This is a genomic window from Allobosea sp. TBD101, from assembly GCF_059817965.1.
This window is the reverse complement of record NZ_CM187543.1, coordinates 3,796,824-3,817,821: the sequence shown is the minus strand read 5'-3', so window position 1 is coordinate 3,817,821 and position 20,998 is coordinate 3,796,824. Positions and strand designations below refer to the sequence as shown.

General features: G+C 65.5%; 23 protein-coding genes. 14 read left to right on the top strand and 9 right to left on the bottom strand.

Annotation, left to right across the window (positions count from 1 at the left end; all coding sequences use genetic code 11):
* Positions 1–13 precede the first annotated feature (13 nt).
* Positions 14–1,153, bottom strand: coding sequence for an N-methyl-L-tryptophan oxidase (gene solA / locus AC6RIC_RS18575; protein ID WP_499733431.1), 1,140 nt, complete (start codon positions 1,151–1,153; stop codon positions 14–16).
* Positions 1,154–1,358: 205 nt separating this feature from the next.
* On the opposite strand from solA, the gene AC6RIC_RS18570 reads away from it, so the two are divergent.
* Positions 1,359–3,080 (top strand): methyl-accepting chemotaxis protein, encoded by a 1,722-nt coding sequence (locus tag AC6RIC_RS18570; RefSeq protein WP_499733430.1) that lies wholly within the window; start codon positions 1,359–1,361, stop codon positions 3,078–3,080.
* A gap of 148 nt (positions 3,081–3,228) precedes the next feature.
* On the opposite strand, the gene AC6RIC_RS18565 is transcribed toward AC6RIC_RS18570, so the two are convergent.
* The 4 genes from AC6RIC_RS18565 to moaA form a co-directional block, all read right to left on the bottom strand.
* The gene (locus AC6RIC_RS18565) at positions 3,229–3,993 is read right to left on the bottom strand and encodes a hypothetical protein (RefSeq protein ID WP_499733429.1); all 765 of its coding nucleotides are present in this window, start codon (positions 3,991–3,993) and stop codon (positions 3,229–3,231) included.
* Positions 3,994–4,003: 10 nt separating this feature from the next.
* Entirely contained in the window at positions 4,004–5,473 is a 1,470-nt protein-coding gene (locus AC6RIC_RS18560) for a hypothetical protein (RefSeq protein WP_499733428.1), read from the bottom strand.
* On the bottom strand, positions 5,463–6,062 hold the full coding sequence (locus AC6RIC_RS18555; protein WP_499733427.1) for a hypothetical protein: 600 nt from the start codon (positions 6,060–6,062) through the stop codon (positions 5,463–5,465). The genes AC6RIC_RS18560 and AC6RIC_RS18555 overlap by 11 nt, the downstream gene beginning before the upstream one ends.
* Positions 6,063–6,138: 76 nt before the next feature.
* Positions 6,139–7,152 carry a GTP 3',8-cyclase MoaA gene (gene moaA / locus AC6RIC_RS18550; RefSeq protein WP_454659017.1) on the bottom strand — a complete coding sequence of 338 codons (1,014 nt, stop codon included), beginning with the start codon at positions 7,150–7,152 and terminating at the stop codon, positions 6,139–6,141.
* Between the two features lie 257 nt (positions 7,153–7,409).
* On the opposite strand from moaA, the gene AC6RIC_RS18545 reads away from it, so the two are divergent.
* Positions 7,410–7,772: a gamma-butyrobetaine hydroxylase family protein gene (locus AC6RIC_RS18545; RefSeq protein WP_454657598.1), complete on the top strand. Its 363-nt coding sequence runs from the start codon at positions 7,410–7,412 to the stop codon at positions 7,770–7,772.
* A 58-nt stretch (positions 7,773–7,830) separates the two neighbouring features.
* On the opposite strand, the gene AC6RIC_RS18540 is transcribed toward AC6RIC_RS18545, so the two are convergent.
* Positions 7,831–8,409: a L,D-transpeptidase gene (locus tag AC6RIC_RS18540; RefSeq protein WP_454657597.1), complete on the bottom strand. Its 579-nt coding sequence runs from the start codon at positions 8,407–8,409 to the stop codon at positions 7,831–7,833.
* Between the two features lie 179 nt (positions 8,410–8,588).
* Entirely contained in the window at positions 8,589–9,521 is a 933-nt protein-coding gene (locus AC6RIC_RS18535; protein ID WP_499733426.1) for a lytic transglycosylase domain-containing protein, read from the bottom strand.
* Between the two features lie 155 nt (positions 9,522–9,676).
* Between AC6RIC_RS18535 and AC6RIC_RS18530 the strand changes: the two genes are divergently transcribed.
* Both AC6RIC_RS18530 and AC6RIC_RS18525 read left to right on the top strand, forming a co-directional pair.
* Positions 9,677–10,735 (top strand): hypothetical protein, encoded by a 1,059-nt coding sequence (locus AC6RIC_RS18530; protein WP_499733425.1) that lies wholly within the window; start codon positions 9,677–9,679, stop codon positions 10,733–10,735.
* 212 nt (positions 10,736–10,947) lie between these two features.
* Positions 10,948–11,154 carry a hypothetical protein gene (locus AC6RIC_RS18525; protein ID WP_454657594.1) on the top strand — a complete coding sequence of 69 codons (207 nt, stop codon included), beginning with the start codon at positions 10,948–10,950 and terminating at the stop codon, positions 11,152–11,154.
* 238 nt (positions 11,155–11,392) lie between these two features.
* On the opposite strand, the gene AC6RIC_RS18520 is transcribed toward AC6RIC_RS18525, so the two are convergent.
* Both AC6RIC_RS18520 and AC6RIC_RS18515 read right to left on the bottom strand, forming a co-directional pair.
* Positions 11,393–11,593, bottom strand: coding sequence for a hypothetical protein (locus AC6RIC_RS18520; RefSeq protein ID WP_499733424.1), 201 nt, complete (start codon positions 11,591–11,593; stop codon positions 11,393–11,395).
* A 68-nt stretch (positions 11,594–11,661) separates the two neighbouring features.
* Positions 11,662–11,952, bottom strand: coding sequence for an Arc family DNA-binding protein (locus AC6RIC_RS18515; RefSeq protein ID WP_499733423.1), 291 nt, complete (start codon positions 11,950–11,952; stop codon positions 11,662–11,664).
* 112 nt (positions 11,953–12,064) lie between these two features.
* Between AC6RIC_RS18515 and AC6RIC_RS18510 the strand changes: the two genes are divergently transcribed.
* The 10 genes from AC6RIC_RS18510 to AC6RIC_RS18465 all read left to right on the top strand — a co-directional run bounded on the left by AC6RIC_RS18510 (position 12,065) and on the right by AC6RIC_RS18465 (position 20,997).
* Complete coding sequence (locus AC6RIC_RS18510; RefSeq protein WP_499733422.1) at positions 12,065–12,256, top strand: Arc family DNA-binding protein; 192 nt, start codon at positions 12,065–12,067, stop codon at positions 12,254–12,256.
* Positions 12,257–12,282: 26 nt separating this feature from the next.
* Positions 12,283–12,798 carry a hypothetical protein gene (locus AC6RIC_RS18505; RefSeq protein WP_499733421.1) on the top strand — a complete coding sequence of 172 codons (516 nt, stop codon included), beginning with the start codon at positions 12,283–12,285 and terminating at the stop codon, positions 12,796–12,798.
* Positions 12,788–13,390 carry a hypothetical protein gene (locus AC6RIC_RS18500; RefSeq protein ID WP_499733420.1) on the top strand — a complete coding sequence of 201 codons (603 nt, stop codon included), beginning with the start codon at positions 12,788–12,790 and terminating at the stop codon, positions 13,388–13,390. Before AC6RIC_RS18505 ends, AC6RIC_RS18500 begins: the two co-directional genes overlap by 11 nt.
* Before the next feature lie 91 nt (positions 13,391–13,481).
* Entirely contained in the window at positions 13,482–14,033 is a 552-nt protein-coding gene (locus AC6RIC_RS18495; protein WP_499733419.1) for a hypothetical protein, read from the top strand.
* A 6-nt stretch (positions 14,034–14,039) separates the two neighbouring features.
* Positions 14,040–14,243, top strand: coding sequence for a hypothetical protein (locus AC6RIC_RS18490; RefSeq protein ID WP_499733418.1), 204 nt, complete (start codon positions 14,040–14,042; stop codon positions 14,241–14,243).
* The gene (locus AC6RIC_RS18485) at positions 14,240–14,482 is read left to right on the top strand and encodes a hypothetical protein (protein ID WP_499733417.1); all 243 of its coding nucleotides are present in this window, start codon (positions 14,240–14,242) and stop codon (positions 14,480–14,482) included. Before AC6RIC_RS18490 ends, AC6RIC_RS18485 begins: the two co-directional genes overlap by 4 nt.
* Positions 14,479–16,350 carry a phage major capsid protein gene (locus AC6RIC_RS18480; protein ID WP_499733416.1) on the top strand — a complete coding sequence of 624 codons (1,872 nt, stop codon included), beginning with the start codon at positions 14,479–14,481 and terminating at the stop codon, positions 16,348–16,350. The genes AC6RIC_RS18485 and AC6RIC_RS18480 overlap by 4 nt, the downstream gene beginning before the upstream one ends.
* Before the next feature lie 115 nt (positions 16,351–16,465).
* On the top strand, positions 16,466–18,007 hold the full coding sequence (locus AC6RIC_RS18475) for a DUF5906 domain-containing protein (RefSeq protein ID WP_499733415.1): 1,542 nt from the start codon (positions 16,466–16,468) through the stop codon (positions 18,005–18,007).
* A gap of 624 nt (positions 18,008–18,631) precedes the next feature.
* The gene (locus tag AC6RIC_RS18470; protein ID WP_293795058.1) at positions 18,632–19,015 is read left to right on the top strand and encodes a hypothetical protein; all 384 of its coding nucleotides are present in this window, start codon (positions 18,632–18,634) and stop codon (positions 19,013–19,015) included.
* 68 nt (positions 19,016–19,083) lie between these two features.
* Entirely contained in the window at positions 19,084–20,997 is a 1,914-nt protein-coding gene (locus AC6RIC_RS18465) for a phage tail tape measure protein (RefSeq protein WP_499733414.1), read from the top strand.
* Position 20,998: the final 1 nt, after the last annotated feature.

The window sequence follows — 20,998 nt, the reverse complement described above, 5'->3', positions numbered from 1 at the left end:
AGTTCGGAAGGCTTCAGGCCGGCAGGCGTGACAGGGAGAACGGTTTCAGGTCGAACGGCGACTGTCCGACGGTCGACAGGTCGGCGAGGATCTCGCCGATTGCGCTCGCGAACTTGAAGCCATGGCCCGAGCAGGCCGAAGCGAAGACGGCCTGCGGCACGCCCGGCACCGTGTCGATGATGAAACCCTCGTCCGGCGAGACGGTGTAGATGCAGCCCTTCACCGTCAGCGGCTCGCCGGCGGCATCGGGGATGTAGCGCGCCAGGCATTCGCGGATGCGCGCGACTTGGGTTGCGCTCGGCGTGCGGTCGGGGTCGCGCGGGTCCATCGGCTCGCGGCCGAAATGCGGGCCGCCGAGCTTGAAGCCGGGATGCTCATAGAGCGGGAAGCCGTAGAAATTGCCTTCCTCGACGCTGAGGATGAAGACCGGGAAGGCGCCTTCGCGGAACAGTTCCGGCCGGCGCGTGGTGAACCAGCCGATCGCCTGCTTCACCGTGTTGACCTGCCGGCTCAGTGCCGGCACCGCGTCGGCGATCCAGCCGCCGGAGGTGATGACGAGGCGCCCGGCGGAGTAAGTGCCGCGCTCGGTGCGCACGATCACGCCGCCCTGCGCCGTCGGCGTCCAGTCGAGCAGCGGTTCGTTGGTGCGGATTTCGGCGCCACGCGACTGCGCCAGCCCGACATGGGCATAGATCGCCTTCTCCGAGGCGACGAAGCCGCCATCCGGCTGCCACAGGCCGATATGCCCTTCCGGCAGCTGGAAAGCCGGGAAGCGGCGCGTCACCTCCGAACCTTCCAGGACTTCATGCGTCAGCCCGTGGTCGAGGCAGGATTGCAGCGAGGATTCGACCGGTCCGCCGCCCTTGGGCGCGAGATCGAGCGAGCCCGTGACATGGAGCAGCTTCATGCCGGCCTGTTCGCCGGTCTGCGCCCACAATTCATGCGCCCGCTTGACGATGGGGACGTAGTGCGAGCCCTCGAAATAGGCGAGGCGGATGATGCGGGTCAGGCCGTGGGACGAGCCCATCGCATGGCCGAGATCGAAGCGTTCGAGACCGAGCACCTTGAGCCCGCGCTGGGCCAGATGCCAGCAGGCGGCGGACCCCATGGCGCCGACGCCCGCGACGATGACGTCATAGCTGTGCTCGCTCATGGCTGCCTGTCCTGATGGCGCGTGAATTCCAGCCATACAGGGGCCGGCAGCGGGGGTCCAATGCGTCTCCGGCAAGGGCGCCGTGCGGCGGCGTGGAAGCCTTTGTTAACGGGCGGGGACCATAACCGGACGCGAGCTTGACCTATGGGGAGATTGGGTAGGGATGCAGGGCAGGATTCGACGATGGCTAGGCGCTCGACATGCGGTGGAGGAAGTCCCCGCGGCGCCGGTGCCGGTCGAGGAGGCTGCACCCCGGCAGGTCGCGATTCAGCCCTATGACGCCGCCGCACATGACGCCGTCGATGATATCGAGCGCGACATCCTGCGCGCGATGCAGCAGCTGACGAAGGAGCTGGGCGAGGTCGAGGAACGCTCGGCCGAATCCGAGAGCGGTTCGCGCACGATCCTCGAGAATGCCGGCAGCATGCGCATGGCCGTCGGCGCCGCCAGCGTGAACGCCTCCGCTCTTGCCGCCGCGACCCATCAGGTCTCGCAGGCGGCCGAGCAGGTCGATGGCGCCATGGTCGATGTCCGTGACAAACTCGACGCCGCCGTGTCGCGGGCCGGCGAGGCGGCGCTGATGCTGGATGGCCTGGCGACTGCAACCGGTGAGATCAAGGGTATCGTCGATTCGATCGCGGAGATCGCCCGCCAGACCAACCTTCTCGCACTCAACGCGGCGATCGAGGCCGCTCGCGCCGGCGAGGCCGGGCGGGGCTTCGGCGTCGTCGCGCATGAGGTGAAGTCGCTTTCGGTCGAGGTCAGCGAAGCCGTCGGCCATATCCGTGAACGAGTCGATCGTTTGACCCGCGCCGCCCAGGGTTCGACCGGGATCGTCAACGACACCTTGCAGATCGTGCGGGACGTCAATCCGATCATGGCGACGATCGGGCGTGCTTCCCAGGAACAGGCGAGCTCGACCGCAGAGCTCTCCCGCAACGCACACGAGGCGGCGCTGTTCGTCGAGGGCGTCGCGCGTCGCGCCGACGAGATCGACCGTATCGCGCATGAGACGGTTGCGGAGAACGAGCGCGCCCGCCGGGCCACGCAGAAGGGCAGCCGCCTCGTCGGCAACATGCTCAGGCGCTTCAAGCCCGTGCTGCGCCATTCGGCCTTCGCGGACCGGCGCCGTTTCGATCGCTTCCCCACGGCGCGCAAGGCGCATCTCGTCATCGGCAGCGTCGATGTCCCCGGTCGGCTGGTCGATCTCGGCCGAGGCGGGGCCTTGCTGGCCGGCTCGCCGCTGGCACGGCTGCCGACCGGCAGTGTGGGCATGGTCACGATCGAGGGGCTGCCGCCGCTGCCTTGTCGCATGACGGGTGCCAGCGAACTCGGCCTGCATCTCGCCTTCGCCGGCGATGCCGCCGGCTGCGGCGAGCTCGCGGGCATGATCGAGGAGATCGAGCGCTCATGGCGCCCGCTGATCGAGCGAGCCCAGGATTTCGCGCGCGAGGTTGCGGGCGCGATGGAGCAGGCGATCGAGCGTGGCCTGCTCTCCGAGAATGATCTGTTCGATCTCCGTTACGTCCCGGTGCTCGATAGTGAGCCGAGGCAATATCTGAGTCCCAGCCTGCCGGCGCTGGAAGCCGTCCTGCCGCCGTTGCTGGCTGGCACGCTCGCGGCTGATCCGCGCCTGGTCTTCGCCTTGCCGAGTGACCGCAACGGTTATGTGCCGGTCCATCACCCTGTATGGTCCCTGCCGCAACGCGCCGGTGACTCCGCCTGGAATGGGGCTTATGCCCGCAACCGGCGCATCATCGAAAGCCGCGCCGGTCTGAGCGCCGGGCGTTCGATCCGGCCGTTCCTCGTCCAACTCAGCCGGCATGAGATCGAGAACGGCCGCAGCGAGTTGCTGAGCGAGGTCAACGCGCCGCTGCGCGTCCGTGGCCGCCATTGGGGCGGCGTCCGGATGGGGTATCGGCTCTGACGCGTGTCATCCCGTGCGCGCTGCGGCATGTGAATGCCGCTGCGCAGACACGGGACCGTCCTTCGGAAAAGGCACCTTCACGTCATGCGGTCCCGTGTCTGCGGCGCACCGCTTCGCGCTGCACCGCGCACGGGATGACAGCGCCCGCCTACAGCCGGTCCCAGCCCACGCTGATATTGAGCTTCTGGAAAGCGCCTTTCCAAAGCACCGCCGCCTGTTCGAGCCTGGCCGCGTCATACACGCCCTGGACCTGATGCACGCTCAGATCCCAGCCCGACGCGCCCGAATCCTGCCAGACCTTGCCGAGCAGGCGCCGCAAACGCTCCGGATCGCGCGCACCGGCCGCGTTGCCGAACATCGTGAACTGGTTCGAGTTCTGCAGCATGTCGGAGACGAGCAGGATCTTGCGGTCCCCGGTCGGGACGCGGTTCTCGCGGCGTGAGGCGACGTCCCCGATCGCCTCGACGATCGGCGACTGGTTGCCCTTGCCGGGCTGCGTCAACACCGTCAGTGCCTCGTCGAGCGGCCGGCCAAATTTCTCGACCCATTTGACGTATTCACGCCGCGGGTTGCCGATCAATTCGCTCGCGGTTTTGCCGGGATTGCAGAGCGAGACGAGCGAGGGGAAACCAGGCTCGAACACGTCGTTGAAGACATAGATCGACAGCATCCGGTCGGTCGGCAACTCGTCGCCGACCTGCTTGACCAGCGCCTTCAGTCGCTTGGCCTGGACTTCGCTCCACGGGTCGCTCTTGTCGACGAGGATCAGCGTATGCCCGACGGGCCCGGTCTTCGGGCATAGCGTCTCCTGGTCGCGTGGCGGGCCACGCAGCAGGGAAGGCGCCGCGAAGAAGCCGACAAGGCCAAGCCCGGCGAGCACGGAGGCGACGATCGCCCAGTTCTCGGTCTTCATGATCAGCTCATTAGCGCTTCATTGCGGCGAAGTCCTCCGCCGCCTGCTTCTGGGCCGCTTCGTCCTGCTCGAAGGCCTCGCGCCCGGCTTGCGCCGCGCGGAGCTTTACTTGCTCGATCTCACCGGCAAGGTCGATGCCGCGCAGCAGCACCAGCCGGTCCTTGAGCTTGGCTTCGATCAGCGCCGGCATGCTGGTGAGCTGCTGCTCGAAATCGTCGATCTGGCGGCGGGCCGCGACATATTCCGGCAGCTCCGCCGGCTGGTCGATCTCGGCGAGGTTGAGCGATTGCGTGAAATAGGCCGGAGCGAGATCGGTGCGGACCCTGAGATTGGCCTCGCGATACTGCATCATCGCGGCGTCCTTGGCGGCGCGCAGTTGGCCGAGACGCGAGAGATAGAGGTCGCGCGCCTTCTCGGCAGCAGCTTTCACGCCTTGCAATTTGCCGAGTTCGTCGCGGCAATCCTCGCGAAAACCGTCGACCTGCGTACGGATCGCCTCCAGCTCCGGCAGCAATTCGGCATCGAGCCGACGCCGCTCCTCCTCGACCGCGCTCCAGCGCTGGCGCCAGCGCTTATAGGCGGTCGCGTGGCCGGGATAGGTGCCGAAGGCGGTATAGCCCTTGCTCGCCGAGACGAAGGCGACGAGGCAGCCGATGATGACCAGCGCGACCGACTTGATGTCGTAGATCGCGAACGGGTTCTCCATCATCCGCGGCATGACCTGGAAGGAGCGCGCATCCGGGTTGGCGATCAGCATCTCCCGGTAATGCCCGACGGCCAGATTGAAGAGCACGATCAGTCCGATCATCCCGGCATAGGCCGGCAGCGCCCAGAACAGGTGCGAGCTCTTCACATGCTGGCAGTAGCGCGCCGGCCCGACCCCCATGAAGAAGCCGAGCGCGACGTTCAGCGCGGATATGATGACGGCGGTGGCAGCACCGCCGACGAGCCCGAAATCGCTGGCCTCGGCGAAGAAATTGCCGTTGAGCAGGCTCTCGATCACCAGCGGCACGACGAGGAAGAAGAGGATGAACTGCCACTTGTCGAGCTTGGGATCGGCCCGGCGCTTGTTCTCGTAATTGAAGAAGGCGTATTCGCGCTTGGCGCGGAGCGCGTCATAGACGCGCTGCTCCAGCTCGCCGCCATGCTTGCTCAGCATCGCGCGCATTGTCGCCTCGACGCCGCGCACGCGGCGCTCGAAGCGCTGCTGCGTGAACAATTCCCGCCGGCTGACGATCTCGGCCTGGATCGCGTTGAGGCTCACCGCCGCCTCTTGCCGCAGCGTGGCGAAATGCTCGCGCGCCCGGGCGATCAGGGTCTGCTCGGTCTGCGACAGCATCGTCGCATGCGCCGGCGGCTGGTTCTCGACGGCGTCGCTCGCGCCGTGATGCCCGGCCTTGACCGACTCGGCCAGATGATGGGCTGTCGGAGCGGGCGTCATCCGGACGACCCGCGAGGTTGCGCCGTCGTCATTCGCCATGGGCGGCTCGCATCAGGAAATGGCGGGCTTCGACGATATCGGCCCAGAAGTCGCGAAAGCCCGGATAGGCCGGGCGCAGATAGGCGCGCTTGAACCAGATCGTCAGCGCCACGAGCCCGCACAGGCCAAGGGTGGGCAGGACCACACCCGCAAGGGCTGGAATTCCCTCGACAGCCAGATGCGAGAGCATCAACGCCAGCCCGAGCGCGCTCGCGATCGCCAGCGAGGCCAGAACGCAGTGGCGGCCGGTATCGTAGGCGAGTTGCAGGGCCGCGGTCATGATGGTGATGGCGAAGGCCGCGCAGAGTTCGAGAACGGCAAGCCCGGCGACGATGGCCGCGATACCAGCCATGATCCCCGTTGGAGAGGCCGGCGACAGCGCGGCGAAAACCCCACGCGCCGAGGACCAGGCCAGGAACAGGCACAGTAGCAGCGTCGCGAGAAGCAGCATGGCGATCAGGGGCAGGGCGCGCCGCAGATTCGCGGCCATGATGGCGAGCCGCGCCGCATGGGTCTGCCTCACGGCACCATCGATCGCGCTCGCGGCCGCCTTGATCCGGCGGGCCATCGCCTTGAACTGTGACCGCATGCAACTCCACCCGTCGGCCCGGACGGTGACCGCATTCGGCCGAGGGGTCAAGCGAGGGACAGGCTTCGAGGCCGGCTCAGCCGCCGGTGACGCTCATGTGCCGGCCGACGGCAGGACCGTTATGGCGGCGGTCGATGATGAAATCGTGCCCCTTCGGCTTGCGGGCGATCGCCTCGTCCATGGCGCGGAAAAGCAGGGCGTCGTCCTGCGAGGCCCGGACCGGGGCGCGCAGATCGGCGGCGTCTTCCTGGCCGAGGCACATATAGAGTGTGCCGGTGCAGGTCAGGCGCACGCGGTTGCAGCTCTCGCAGAAATTATGGGTCAGCGGCGTGATGAAACCGACGAGCCCGCCGGTCTCCTTGACGCGGACATAGCGCGCCGGCCCGCCGGTTCGGTAGGGGTCGTCGACGAGCGTGTACTTGTCCATCAGGCGCCCGCGCACCACCGAGAGCGGCAGATACTGGTCGACGCGGCCGACCTCGATCTCGCCCATCGGCATGACCTCGATCAGGGTCAGGTCCATGCCGAGCCCATGCGACCACAGCATCAGATGCTCGATCTCGTCGTCGTTGACGCCCTTCAGCGCGACCGCGTTGATCTTGACCCGCATGCCGGCCTTGCGCGCCGCCTCGACGCCGTCGAGCACCACCTTGAGGTCTCCCCGGCGGGTGATCTCGCGGAACTTGTCGGGGTCGAGCGTGTCGATCGATACATTGATGCGGCGCACGCCATAACCGGCGAGCTCGGCGGCATAGCGATGCAGCAGCGAGCCGTTGGTGGTCAGCGTCAGCTCGTCCAGTGCGCCGGAGGTGAGATGCCGCGAGAGCGAGCGGAACAGGCTCATGATGTCGCGGCGCACCAGCGGTTCGCCGCCGGTCAGGCGCAGTTTGCGGGTGCCGCGCGCGACGAAGGCGCTTGCGATCCGGTCGAGCTCCTCCAGCGTCAGCAATTCCTTGCGCGGCAGGAACTTCATGTCCTCGGACATGCAGTAGACGCAGCGAAAATCGCAGCGATCCGTCACCGAGATGCGCAGATAGGAAATCTTGCGGCCGAACGGGTCGACCAAGGGCGGCCGCGTCAGCGGCTTCATGTCGTCGAGCAGCACGTCTGCCTCACGTTCCCGCATTGTGGAGCGGCCGGTCCGCGCAGGATGCGGGCGCGCCTTCACATTGCTATAGCATGACATTGGCACTGCGCCCGTGAAGGTCAAGCGCTAGCATCGGACCGAAAAGTGGAATGCACGTTTCGGATTAATCCGATGCGATAACAAATCGACGGATCGTCGCGCGCCCGATAGGACGCGCGGCGGTCCGTCCGATGGCAGCCTGCGAAGGACGAATACCGCCCATGTCATCCTGGCCGACCGAACTGCGCCTCTCCAAGGACCGCCGGACCCTGCATGTCGCCTTCGACGACGGCGCGAGCTTCGCGCTGCCGGCCGAGCTTTTGCGCGTCGAAAGCCCTTCGGCCGAGGTCCAGGGCCACCATCCCAGCCAGAAGACGATCGTGCCTGGCAAGGCCGAGGTCGAGATCCTCAGGGTCGAGCCGGTCGGCCATTACGCTGTCAGGCTTGGCTTCGACGATATGCACGAGACCGGCATCTACGCCTGGGACTACCTGCGCGAGCTCGGCGAGCAGGGCGAGGAGAAGATGCGGGCTTATGTCGCGGCGCTGGCCGAGAAGGGGCTGTCGCGCGAAAGGCGGCGCTAAGTCCCAACGAAAAAGGCCGGCGTTTCCGCCGGCCTTTCCATCGAAATCTGCGCTTCGCTCAGCGCGCAACCACGACGCGGGTGCCGACCTTGGCGCGCTCGTAGAGGTCGATCACGTCCTCGTTCAGCATGCGGATGCAGCCCGAGGAGACCGCCTGGCCGATCGTCTCCGGCTCGTTCGAGCCGTGGATGCGATAGAGGGTCGAGCCGAGATAGAGCGCGCGCGCGCCCATCGGGTTGTCCGGGCCGCCCGGCATGAAGCGCGGCAGGTCCGGGCGGCGCTTCAGCATCTGGGCCGGCGGCGTCCAGGTCGGCCATTCCTGCTTGCGCGAGATGGTCTGGGTGCCCGCCCAATCGAAGCCGGGGCGGCCGACGCCGACGCCGTAGCGAACCGCCTTGCCGTCCGACATCACGAAATAGAGGCGCCGCTCGGTCGAATCGATCACGATCGTGCCGGGCCTGTGCTTCGTCGGATAATCGACGACCTCGCGCGGGATGGCAGTGGCCTGCGCCTTCGCCGGATCCACGTACTGGACCAGCGGCTGACGGGTCAGAGGGTCGATTTCGGCTCGTGCGGCGGAGCCCAGGGCAAGCAGGCCAAGGCTGGCGAGCAGGGCCGGGCGGAGGGAGCGGATCATCGGAGGAACCTCGGGCGGATCGGGACGGCTGGGTCGCGAAATTGACGCAGAAAAGTCAACGTCTCCTGAACGTCCTGTCAGCTTCCCCAGGGTCGTGCAATCCAGCCGCAATCACATCGCCGGGAGCGATCGAGCTTTGCAGGGCTGCGTTGCGCGCATGCAACATCGCCGGATCGCCGTCAGCTCCGCAAGACGACGCAGGCGCCGCGATCCGCCTGGATGCGCCGGCAGAGCGCGATCGCCTCGGCGCGCGTCGCGGCGGGCAGGCGCACCCGGTAGAAGGCGCGGGTGCCGCGACTGCGCAGGCGCGTCCCGATCACCATTGGCGGCAGTGCTCCGATGATCGCGCGATGGCGGGCGCCGGCCCGCTGGAACGTGGCGAGCGCGCGCGCCTTGGAGAAGTTGCCGGCAAGCTGCACGCCCCAGGGCGCGAAGGGTGCTTCCGCGATCGCTGGCAGGGCAGGGCGCGCCTGCCGGATCGCCATGAGCGTGGGCGCGCAGCTCGCCAGCGGATCGCCGTCGCGCGTCGCCGGCGGCACCGGCGGCGAGCGCCCGTCGCCATTGGCGCGGCCGACGGCCTCCTCCGCCCAGTCCTCGGCGGTTCGGCCGGTGATGGCGAAGACGTAGTTCTCGGTCTCGCTCGGCAGGAAGCGGGGCTGGCCGGCCTTTCGTGCGGCGATCCAGCCGGCAACGCGATTCGGCCCGCCATTATAGGCGGCGGCTGCGAGCCCCCAGTTGCCGAAGCGGTCGCGCAGCTCGGCCAGGAAATGCGCTGCCTTGGGCACCGCCTGCTCGGGATCGAACGGATCGACGAGGCCGCGCTCGCGCGCGGTGCCGGGCATGAACTGGGCGACGCCCTGCGCGCCGGCGGGGCTGGTGACGCCCGCGCGGAAGCTCGATTCCTGGAAGATCAGCCTGGTCAGGAAGGCGGCGGGCAGGCCCTGCGCCTTTGCTGCGTCGTCGATCAATCGGCACAGCGCGTCCTGGATGCCGGATGACGCCGGCATCGGCTCTTCGGTCGCCCGCGCCGCTGAGGAAAGCAGCACGAAGCCGAGCAGCAGCGCGAGCCCTTGCAGCAGGCTGATGGAGAGGTGAACACGGTCTGGCGTCATCGACCTTCTCTGCCATGTTCGGTGGCCTGCGGCCATGCGGCCGTGCCTTTCGCGTTGTGACGAGGCGCCGGCCTGTGCGAAGAGGACGCCGCACAGCCGCCGGCTCGTCGTCGGTCGCGCTTCTGTTGGATCTGGCGTCGGAGCGGAAGGCCGGAATGGCGAAGGCCTGGATCAAGTGGTCGCGATGGTTCCTGGCGTCGGCGCTGGTCGTCGCCGGCCTGCTCTTCGCCTTCGTCGCGATGCTCGACCCCTTCGGCATGCGCGTCCATGCCGGCCAGGCGCCGCGGCCGATCATGGATATCAACCAGCGCTTCATGTATCCGCAACTCGTCCGCTCCGGGCGTTTCGACGCGGCGGTGGTCGGCACCTCGACGATGCGGCTGCTCGACCCCGAGGTTCTCTCGCGCGGCCTCGACGCCCGCTTCGTCAACCTCGCGATGAATGCGGCGACGCCCTGGGAGCAGACGCAGATGGCGCGGCTCTTCCGGGAACATGTTCGCGCGCCCAAGCGCCTGATCTGGGGTATCGACACGACCTGGTGCGAGGCTGATGCGACCGATGAGGCCAAGCGCCTGACACCGCGGCCGGTGCCGGCCTGGCTTTCCCGCGAGGTCGGCTGGGGAGACTGGCCGAAGCTGCTCAACTTGACCAATCTGGAGATCGCAGGCCGGCTCATGGCCCATCGGCTCGGCTGGTCGCGCGAGCGTATCCGCGGCGACGGCTACGAGGTCTTCACGCCGCCGGAGGCGAGCTACGATCTCGCCCGGGCGCGCTGGCATATCTATGCGGGCCATGGCGGCCTGGTCGCGGACCTTGCGCCCCTGTCTCCGCCAGCCGTCGTCACGCCGGCCGAGAGTGCAGCATGGCGCTTCCCGGCCCTGTCCTGGCTGGAAGACAGCATCAGTGCCTTCCCGAAGGCGACGCAGGTGATGCTGGTGCTGCCGCCCGCCCATCTGGCCGCCTATCCGCGCCAAGGCTCGGCCGGCTGGCAGCGCTATGCAAGCTGCAAGGCGCAGATCGCCGCCCTGGCTCGCCGCCATGGCGCTGTCGTCGTCGACTACGCCCATGCCTCGCCGATCACGTCGCAGGACGCCAATTATTGGGACCCCCTGCATTTCCGGCTGGCGATTGCGGCTCGCTTCGGCGAGGAGCTCGCCCGGATCGGCAAGGGCGGCGCGCCGTTGCCCGATGGGGCGGCGGTCGTACTGCGCTGACGGACGAGCGAGTAGCGGCCGCCGGCAGCGCTGGCCGCGCTCCGTGCTCTCGGTGACGCCATCCTGCGGTATGGGGCAGGGCATGCGGCAGGTGCCGGTGGGCCTTTTGCGTTCCGGAAGATCGGTCGGTATTGGAGCAGCCTGAAGGCACGCCGGTGGCCATGCCGCGCTCCCTTCGACAGGACCCCCGCAGCACAGGACCGAAGCCGATCATGCCGAAGCTCTGCAAGTTCACCTCGCCGGCCGACGGAAAGCCCGTTTACGTCAATCCCGAGCAGGTGGCCGTGGTCTATCAGTTCAAGGGGCAGCCGGCTGACACGATCATCGCTTTCGGGAAGGATTTCCTTCTCGGCGTGAAGGAGAGCGTCGATGAGGTTGTGGCGGCGTTGGAGCGGGCATCGCCGGACAAGGCCGGGTGAGGCCGGACGCAGCACGGCTTGGCGCGCTGCCGCGTCAGAAGACTGAGTGATTTCCGGAAAAATGGTGGGCGATACAGGGATCGAACCTGTGACCCCTCCCGTGTGAACGAAGTTCCCAGCCCTCAAGCGATTGAAAATGCGGGCGGTTCATCTCCTGTCCCTGCTGAACATAGGAAGATCAAGAGCAGAACGAAAGGAGTTTTGCGATTGAGCTGCTGTTGACGCTTCAACGCTCTAATCACACCGCGAAGTGGATTCGCTGCGCGGGTGCGTCGGTGGAGTCCTGTCCGTCTTCCGGCAGGGCTTCGAACGCAAGGTCGAGCTTTCGCAGGTCCCACACCTTACGGGTATTGATCTGCTTTGAGCGCGGCATCCGGCCGTCGTTCACCAGGATGTCGAAGAGGGTAGGCGAGACGCCGATATAGGCTGCCGCCTGCACCCGGCTTAGCCCTCGAGGCGGAAGGTTCGACGGAAGAGCATCGCCGCGAGGTCGTCTGGCATCAGACATCAGTCTTTTGATTTCGGCATCTGGCCCCGGAGCTTGGCGGTTACCTCTTCAAGGCGAGCAATCGCCTCTCCGAGGTCATGGGCGCCTGGGGATAGATCCTGCCGAGAGGTCACGTAGAGGATCGGCTCGCGCTGTTTGCCTGGCTCAAAGCTGTCCGCCAAGCGAGCGACGATCTCAGCATTCATGCTGCGTTTGGCGAATTTTGCCGCCTCTTTCAGCTGCTCACGCATGCCGTCGGGTAGGCGGACAATGACCTTATCGAGGTCACGACTGGGGGTCTCTTGCGGCATCAGCAATTCGTATGGCCTTAGGCCAGAAAAGAAAATGCTGGCCTAGTGCCATATTCGCTTGACTTGATATGGCACTAGGCCATTATGGCACTAGGCCATAAGGAATGCATTCATGTCGAGCACAGCTACAAGTCGTCAGTCCGACAAGTTCATGGTCAGACTACCGGATGGCATGCGCGAGCGTCTGGCCGTCGCGGCTCGCGCCAATCGCCGCTCCATGAACGCAGAGCTGATCGTCCATCTCGAGACGGCGCTCGCGGCATCCAGCGCTCAGCCGGCCAAGCCCGCCCCCGCCAGCAACTGACCTTCTTCCCATCTCGGAGAACGACAATGCCCAGCGCACGCGTTGCGGCAGCCGCTACCGGCTTGCCCGAAGACACCGAAGATTTCCACCTCATCCTGGGACGATCAATCGCCCGTGCTGGCGACGACATCTTTCGCGCCGAAGACGAGATCGCGGCGATGGAAGCCACCAACGCGGCTGGGGCAGGGCTGATCAAGATGGCCCTCGATCACGCTTTCGACCGGGAAGAGGCCTTGATCCGAGCGCTGGCCACGGCGCCTGCGAGTTCTCTCGGCGGCGCCGCGGTTCAACTCGCGGCAGCGGTCAAGATTTTCGCCTGGACCACGATGGAGGACACGCCGCGTCCCGAAGACGAGCGGGCGATCCGGCGGCTCATGTCGTCCGCACTAACGGTCATGATCGACGCAGCCGGCCTCGATGCGGAACGGGATGGCGTCAATTATCTCGCGGCTCCGACCACAAACCCTTGGCGGGACGTCTACCAGCGATTGGCCGATCTGTTTCCGGAGACGGCCAGCGAGGAGGCCGGCCATGAAGGCTAACGCGATCAGCCGCCGCGAATGTCTAGCCGTTGCGGCCAGCGCGGCCGCTTTTCCGGCTGTCTCTGCGTCCCCTGAGTATTCCCGGATGGGCGAACTGATTGCCGATTGGGAGATGGCGAACGAGGAGGCCACTTTCCTCTCTGCGGAAGCGGACCGCATCTTCGCGGCGGCCCAGCTTCCCGCGGTAGGCGTATCGGACGGCGCGCGACGGTTCAGATACCCGTGCCAGGTGCATGATGCCTTCGATCGGCGGATTGATGCCTGGCAGAAGGATCGCCTGCAGGCGGAGTTCGCGCCTGCAGTCAAAGCGCGACGCGATGCGCTCATCGCCGAACTGGAGCGGCAGGAGGCGGCTCTCATCGAGGCCGAGCGCGCCTGCGGGTTCACGGCGGCCGAGGCATTGGCTGACGCGGCCAGTTGGCGCGCTTGGGCCATCCGCACGGAGATATTCGCTCATCGGCCCGTGACGATGGCCGAGGTCGAAGCCCGGAATGCCTTCGTCCTTCGTCAGATCGCCGCCGGCTCGCCTCCGGACAAGGACGAGCTCAATCAAATCTTCGGCAGCGCCACAGGCGGTGCCAATGCTGGATAAGTATCTGAATTTGCGCAACTATCGCCGCGTTGCATAATACAACGTTGCATGATAAAACGCTTTTTAGATCAACCCCATGCAAGAGGCAGTCATGGTCCGCTTTTGGAACGACGTTTTCGGGGAACAGCTCCACCGCGGCGTCACCATCGATCTCAAGCCGGCGGAGATCGCCGCTCTGTCGGGGGTCTCCGCTGACAAGCAACGGCAGTGGCGCTTTCGCGAGGTCGTGCCGTTCCTCGACGCCCATACCGACCGCTTTGATAGCGACATCGTCCACGCGCTGCAGTGGAAGATCACCGCCGACCTGGTGAATCGCGGTCTCGATGTGAAGTCCGCCGCCTTCTTCGCCCTCGGCTGCAACAAGAGCGGCAAATCGGTCGAGGACGGCGTTCCGATCCATCGCGGGCAGGGCCTGCTGGAGATGAGCCATGCGCACTACGCGCAGTCCCCGCTCTTCGCCTTCTGCCGGCCCGGGTACACGCCGGAAAGCTTCGCCAACGTCTCCTCGGTCGGTGGCGAGTTCACGCTCCCGCTCGGCGATGGGTTCTTCAAGGACTTCGGCTTCTATTACAACCTTTCGAGCCAGGTGAATGAGTTCGAGGCACAACTGACCTCGATCATCTTCGGTCGCAAGTCGGGCTGAGCGCGGATGCTGACGCAGATGCCCATCTCAGCAGGCCATCCCGCAGCATCTGCGCTCGCAACGCTGCGCGAGCACCTCGATCTGGAGGTTGCGGAATTCGACGAGCACGGCCGCTACGTCCTTGAGTTCGAGGCCATGTCGGCGATCGTCGATGCGGTCGACGAAATCGAGGATCTCCTCGATGATAACGTGGAGGGGAGCGGCGCATGAGCGTTGTCATCTTCCCCCGCAAGCATCTCGGTCAGCGCCAGCCATCGGCGCTCGTGATCGACGTGCCCCACTTCACCGTCACGACTGTTCCGACGGCGCTCTCCGGTGTCGACGATGATTCTCGGGCGGCTGTCCTGGCCGAGATGGCGCGATCGAACGAACTGATCGCAGAGGCGCTGAAGTGCCTCGCCAGGATCGACGAGCTGCTCGGCCCTTTCGTTGTGGAGATGCCCGCATGAACGTCGCCATCCTCACCCGCGCCCCCGATGAAATGAGGACGCGCCTGAAGGCGCCGGACCCTCGCGCGATCGCGGCCCCGTCGAGCTACGACGCCGCCGCCCGCACCGTTGAGGCCGTCGTCGCCACCGATACGCCGATCAAGCGGTTCGGCGTTGGGGAAATTCTCGTCATGTCGGCCGATGCCGCCGACCTCAGCCGGGCTACCGGCGGCCGCATGGCTTTCCTGCTCAACCACGATCCCGACCGCCCGATCGGAACCGTGGCCAAGGTCAACCTCAAGAACGGGCAACTCGTCGCGCTGCTTCGCTTCGCCGACACGGATGAAGGCCGCAAGGCTGAGGGCCAGGTCGCGCGCGGCGAGCTGTCGCAATTTTCGATCGGTTTCCGGGTCAATTCCTGGAACCAGCGCCATTCAAACTCCGCCACCGACACGATCCGGGCCGTCGACTGGGAGCTCTACGAAATCTCGCTCGTGGCGATCCCCGCCGACAAGGCCGCAGTTGTCCGATCCCTGAAAGGAACCCGCATGCCCCCCGAAGATGACGAAACCCTCACCCTCGAAAGCCAGTCGGAGAGCAACACGGCTGCGTCCGCGACCGCTCGGCGAGCGGAGCGCGCCGAGCGTTCCCGCGTCAGCACGCTGGCAGACCTTGGCCGCCGCGCCGGCTTGGATCAGCTTCGTATCGACGAGGCGGTCGAGAACGGCACCACTGTCGAAGCGTTCCGCAGCGTCGTGAACGAAGCTCTTCTCGCCCGTCAGTCGCCTTCGTTCAGCGCGGTTCGCGTCGAGCGTGACGAGGGCGAATCTCGCGTCCGCGACATGGCGCTCGAAATCCGGCGTGCACTTGCCGGCGAGGAAGCGCCCCTCGAGGCCTCAGCAGCCCGCTATCGCGGTCTTCCGATCGTCGAGATGGCTGCCGAGGTTCTCGGTCACCGTGGTCGCATTCCGCACGACGTGGCTGGCCGCGAGGAGATCCTCCGTCGCGCTTTCCACGCGACCAGCGACTTCCCACTGATGTTCGAAACCGCCACCGCCGGTCATATGGCGGCCCGGTACGCCGCGGCGCTTCCAACGTACCGTCAGCTCTGCCGTCGCCGCGACGTGTCCGATTTCCGACCTGCCCCCTACTACCGGCCTGGAGACTTCCCTGCGCTGCAGCCGGTGAACCCCGAGGGCGGCGAGATCAAGTACGGCACCTTCTCCGAGAGCCGCGAGTACATGGCGGTTTCCGCCTACGGCATCGGGATCAGCCTCTCTCGCGCAATGCTGGTCAACGATCAGCTGGGCGCGATTGCTGATGTCCTGAATCACTCAGTGGGCAACGTGGTTGCTTTCGAAGATCGCCTGTTCTGGACACTGGTTCTTTCAAGCGCAGGCGCCGGGCCGCTTCTGCAGGCGACCGGTCGTGGCGTCTTCAACACCACGGATGGCAGCCTTGCCGGGGCCGCGGCGGCAGTGAGCAGCAGCGGTGTCTCACTGGGGCGGGCCGCGATGCGCAAGCGCAAATCGCTCGATGGGCTTTTTGTCCAGTCGGAGCCGAAGTTCATCGTGGGCGGGCCGGACAAGGAGACCGAGATCGACCAGCTGCTTGCTTCGATCACGCCGGAATCTGCTGCCAGTGCCAACCCGTTCGCGGGCGCGTTCGAGAAGATCATCTCGCCGGAGATCCCCGGCAACGCCTGGTACCTCTTCGCGGACCCGCAGAAGGTACCCACCTTCATCTACAGCCTGCTCGACGGTTACACCGCGCCGCGGCTGACCTTCGAAACACCGTTCAGTGCGCAGGGTCTGCGGGCGAAGGTCGAGCACGATGTCGGCTTCTCCGCGGTTGATTTCCGCGGGGCGTATCGGAACGCCGGCGCCTAGTCGCCGGAATGGCGGGCGCCGGGAGACCGCCCGTCGCTAACCACCCTCGCTGCTTTGGCCGTCACTCCCGGTTGAAGCAGCGAGGGACGGTTCCTCCGAAACATCATGAGCTAAGATGGCCGACGCCCCGCCCACCCTTACCGCAGATATGGTCGACGAAGCGCTCGCTAAGAGCGACCTGTCGGCTGACGAGCTGCGCGCGTTGATCGCCGGCGCGGAATCCACCTCCGCGAGCGGTCCCGATCTGCCAGGCCTGGACGAAGAGAGTGAAGCCGGGTCGGCCGCTCCAGCAGCCCAGGAATGGGGCTTCGACATCGAAGAGATGAACCGGCAGTTTGCCCTCGTCCTGATGGGCTCGAAGGCCGTAGTCGTCCGCGAGATGACCCAGGCGAAAACGGAAGATCGGGTCCGCATTCTCGCGATCGATGCCTTCCGCGCCTATTTCGGAAACAAATTCACCCAAGTAACCGGCGCTGACGGAAAGATCAGGACGATCACCTGGGCCGATCGGTGGCTTCGCGCCAGCGCCCGCCGGCAATACGACGGCATCGAGTTCCATCCGGATCGCCACAATGCAGGTGGAACGTCTGGCTATCTGAACCTCTGGCGTGGCTTTTCCGTCGAGCCGAAGAAGGGCGCCGGCAAGTACAAGATTTTCCGCGACCACCTCCTGACAAATGTCTGCTCGGGCAATCAGGACCTGTTCACATGGATATTCGGGTGGTTCGCGCACCTGGTGCAGCGGCCGCGCGAGCGGATCGGAACGGCCCTCGTGTTTCGCGGCCGTATGGGCACGGGCAAGACCAAGGTCGGTGAGGTCATCGGTCGGCTGATCGCTGACCACTATTTCCTTGTCGACGACCCGCGCTACATCACCGGACAATTCAACGCGCATATGGCGGCCTGCCTGCTCATGCAGGCTGAAGAAGCCGTGTGGGCGGGCGATAAGGCTGCTGAAGGCCGCCTCAAAAGCCTCGTGACATCCGGAACCCAGATGATCGAGGCGAAAGGCGTCGATCCGGTGCGGGTCGACAATTATCTCCGGCTGATCATGACCTCGAATGAGGACTGGGTTGTGCCGGCTGGCAAGGAGGAGCGCCGCTTCGCCGTTTTCACGATCTCGGACCTTGCCAGGGATAACCACGGCTATTTCGCCGAGATGCAGGAGGAGCTTGAGGCCGGCGGATACGAAGCGCTTCTGGCCGATCTGCTCGACTTCGATCTATCGAGCGTGAACCTTCGTCTGATCCCGAAGACCGAGGCACTCCTCGAGCAGAAGATCCGGTCGCTGAAGCACGTCGAGCGCTGGTGGCTGGACTGCCTGCATCGGGGATCGATGGTGCGCAGCGGCAGCGATTGGCAGGCGGAGATCGCGAAGACGCATCTGTTCGCGGAATACCTGGCTGACAGTGATCGCACCGGCATCCGGCATCGATCGGGCGAAACTGAGCTTGGAATCGCGCTGCGCAAGCTGATCCCGGGATTGCGGGAGGCGCGGAAGCTCATGAGGGGCGAAGGCGGCGATTTCCAGCGCTTCCGCGCATGGATCGTTCCTGCGCTCGAAGACTGTCGCGCGGCTTTCGAGGAGCTGGTGGGCCAGCCGATCGCATGGTCCGACGATGAGAGCGCGGGGGAGGGGGCGAGCGATGGCACATAAGCCCTTGGCGTCCAACCTCCCATCATCACGTCCAACCTCGGGATGGCGGAAAATCAGAGGTTGGACGCCGCAAGCCTTTGGAAACAAAGGCCGCGTCCAACCTGTCCAACCTGTCCAACCTTTTTCGCCCCCACGCGCGCGTGTAATGCGGCGCGACCGTCGTTCCTCCTATTTCTTCTATACCTCTGTTTTAGGTTGGACAGGTTGGACAGGTTGGACGCGGCTAATCAAATCAACCACTTGGCGCGTCCAACCTCTGTTTCGGCCCTCTGCAGAGGTTGGACAGGTTGGACGCGGCCAGGCTGCGGGTCCTTCCCGGGCCACCCGACCCTGCGACGTGGATGCGGCGCCCGATTTCGCTAGCCGGGTCGGTTCAAACCTGACCGAACACCCCGAACACGCCCCGGGGCGCCCGAACACGCTCTGGCGGTGTCGCCGGTTGTCAACGCTGGCAACCCTGTCAACCCGTCCGGGAAACCTGCCTCACTGGGAAAACCCCGCGCCGTTGACCCGTCGCAGCGCCGGGGCGGCCCGGAAGGACCCACGCCGTTCGGGCGCGCGCCTGCGCTCGCCCTCCACCCTGCCGGTCGATTCCTCCGGCGTCATCCAGCAAAGGACTTATCGATGATGGAACAATCCCGCGCGCCGCGAAGCGAAGACCAGCCCGATGGCTGTGTCCGCGTTTTCTTCTCCGCCCCGATCGTCGGGATCGGTGGTGAGGCGCGGCCTTATGTGACTATCCGGCCGCCGAGCGTCCGCGAGATCTGGGAGGTCGGTGATCCACGGTCCCTCATCTTCGGTGAGGCAGGTCTGGCCACGCCATACACCGACCGCGAGAAGCTGCAGCAGTGGATTGGCAGGCTCATGGTCGATCACGATGCCGATGTCATCGGCCGCGAGCGCGATCCAGCGCTCGGGATGCTGATCGAAGAGGTCGTCCTCGGTTTTTTTACGAGCGCGCGGAAGCGGTTGATGCCCGCATCCGCGCCCTCGTCGCAGGCGGCGTAGCCCCCTCGGAGATCGAACGCATGGACCTTCCCCGTCTGGCCCGCTGGGCCGCCTACGTGAGGTGAGCAATGGTTGTAGCGGTTCGCGCCGAGGCCATCCTGACGGCACAAAACAAGCTGCGCCCCGGCCTCAATGCCGCGGCGCGCGAGCTCGACAAATTCCGTGCTCGTGAGAAGACAAGCATGGCCGCGTTCTCGTCGACAGCCGCGCGCGCCATGGGCGCGCTCGGCGGCGCCATCTCGGCCGTGGACATCGCCCGACGCGCCTTCAAGTCGTCGGTCTCGATGGAGCGCGAGATGTACAACGTACAGCGCGCAACCGACGCCAGCTCGCAATCTCTGAAAGAGCAGGAGAAGTTCCTGCTCGACCTGGCTCGTGCCACGGGCAAGACGAAGGAAGAGTTGGCGCAGCTATATGCGGCTGCAGGCTTCGCCGGCCGTCCAGCGCGCGAGCTTGGTCAGTTCACGGAATATGCGTCAAAGGCCACCGTCGCCTGGGGTACGAACGCTGCCGAAACCGGGCAGGCGCTCGCCGAGATCGGCAACATCTACGATGCGAACCAGAAGCGCATCGAGGCGATCGGCGACGCGATCAACTCTGTCGCCGACAGCTCCGCATCGAGCGAGAAAGACCTGATCGAGATACTTCGACGCGTGGGCGGCGCCGGCAAGATTCTTGGCATATCGGCCGAGAACATGCTCGCCTTCGGCGCGGCTCTGAAGGAGGTTGGTGTCGGGACTGAGGTGGCGAGCACAGGCCTCAACGCCATGCTCACCAAGATCGCCGTTCCGGATGACGATTTCGATGACGCCCTGAAGCTGGCTGGCCTGAAGCCTAAGCAATTTCGGAAGAGCGTCGAAAAGAACGCGACCGGTGCGATCATGGAGCTGCTCGGAGCCCTCAAAAAGCTCGAAGGCACTAAGCGCATCTCTGTGCTGAAAGATCTTTTCGGCATGGAATATGCCGACGACATCGCTCGCCTGACTGGTGGCTATGATCGGATCGTCAAGCTGCTGACGCTCGCGAACGACAAGACGAAGACCTTGGGGTCTGTGCGCAACGGCTTCACCATCGCGCTGGAGAAGGATTTCAACAGGCTCGACCGCGCGCAGCAGTCGATCGATGTCGTGATGAAGCGCGTCGGCGATCGTCTCAAGGAGGTCGGCGGCGCCTTCGCTGATGTGATCAACCAGTCTGTCGACGCTTCGGAGAAAGCCGCGAACCGGCTGGATAAGCTGCGCGATGTCGACGCCGAAGCGGCTCGCATCGCGGGCAAACTCCCTCCCGAGCCCTCTCCGCCGGTCGACAAGAAGGCTCAGGACATCCAGACCCTGAAGAACATCTCTGGCGGGAAATACGACACTTCGACGCTGCCCTATGTCGTCGCCTATGCCGAGAACGAGGAAGTGCGGCGCGCCGCGGAAGCGGAATATCGCAGGCAGAAGCTCGGCAAGGCATCAAGAGACGGCCTGCAGAAAGAAGCTGGACTGTTCCAGGGTGCAACCACCCTGACCGCAAAGAGCCTGCTCGCCGGCCCTGACAATATCCACGCAGAGCGCATCCAATCCGCCCTCCATGACTGGGAGCGCCTGCGGCAGGATCGTATGGTCCGCGAGTTCGACAACATGCGCATTGTCAGCCAGGCGACGAAGGGGGCAGGCGACGCTTCGAGTGGCATTTCGAGCCTCGATCGCCTCGCTAGCTTCGGCAATCTGCCGCTGACGATCGGCAAGGGAAAGGCAGCCAAGACGCTCGAAGCACCAAAGCTCGATTTAGGCTCCGCAGGAACCGCAGCGGGGGCGGATTTCGTCAGTTCCCTCAATGCGGAGCTAGATCGCGGGATCGCAGAGGCGGCGGCGAAGATCGCCCAACTGAAGCGAATAATGAGCTTCTCAGCTCATCCTTCCCTGAGGATCGACATCAAGGCTAATCCATACGGCAGCGCCAGCAGCCTGAATACAGGCTACCAGGGGGCGGAGTGAC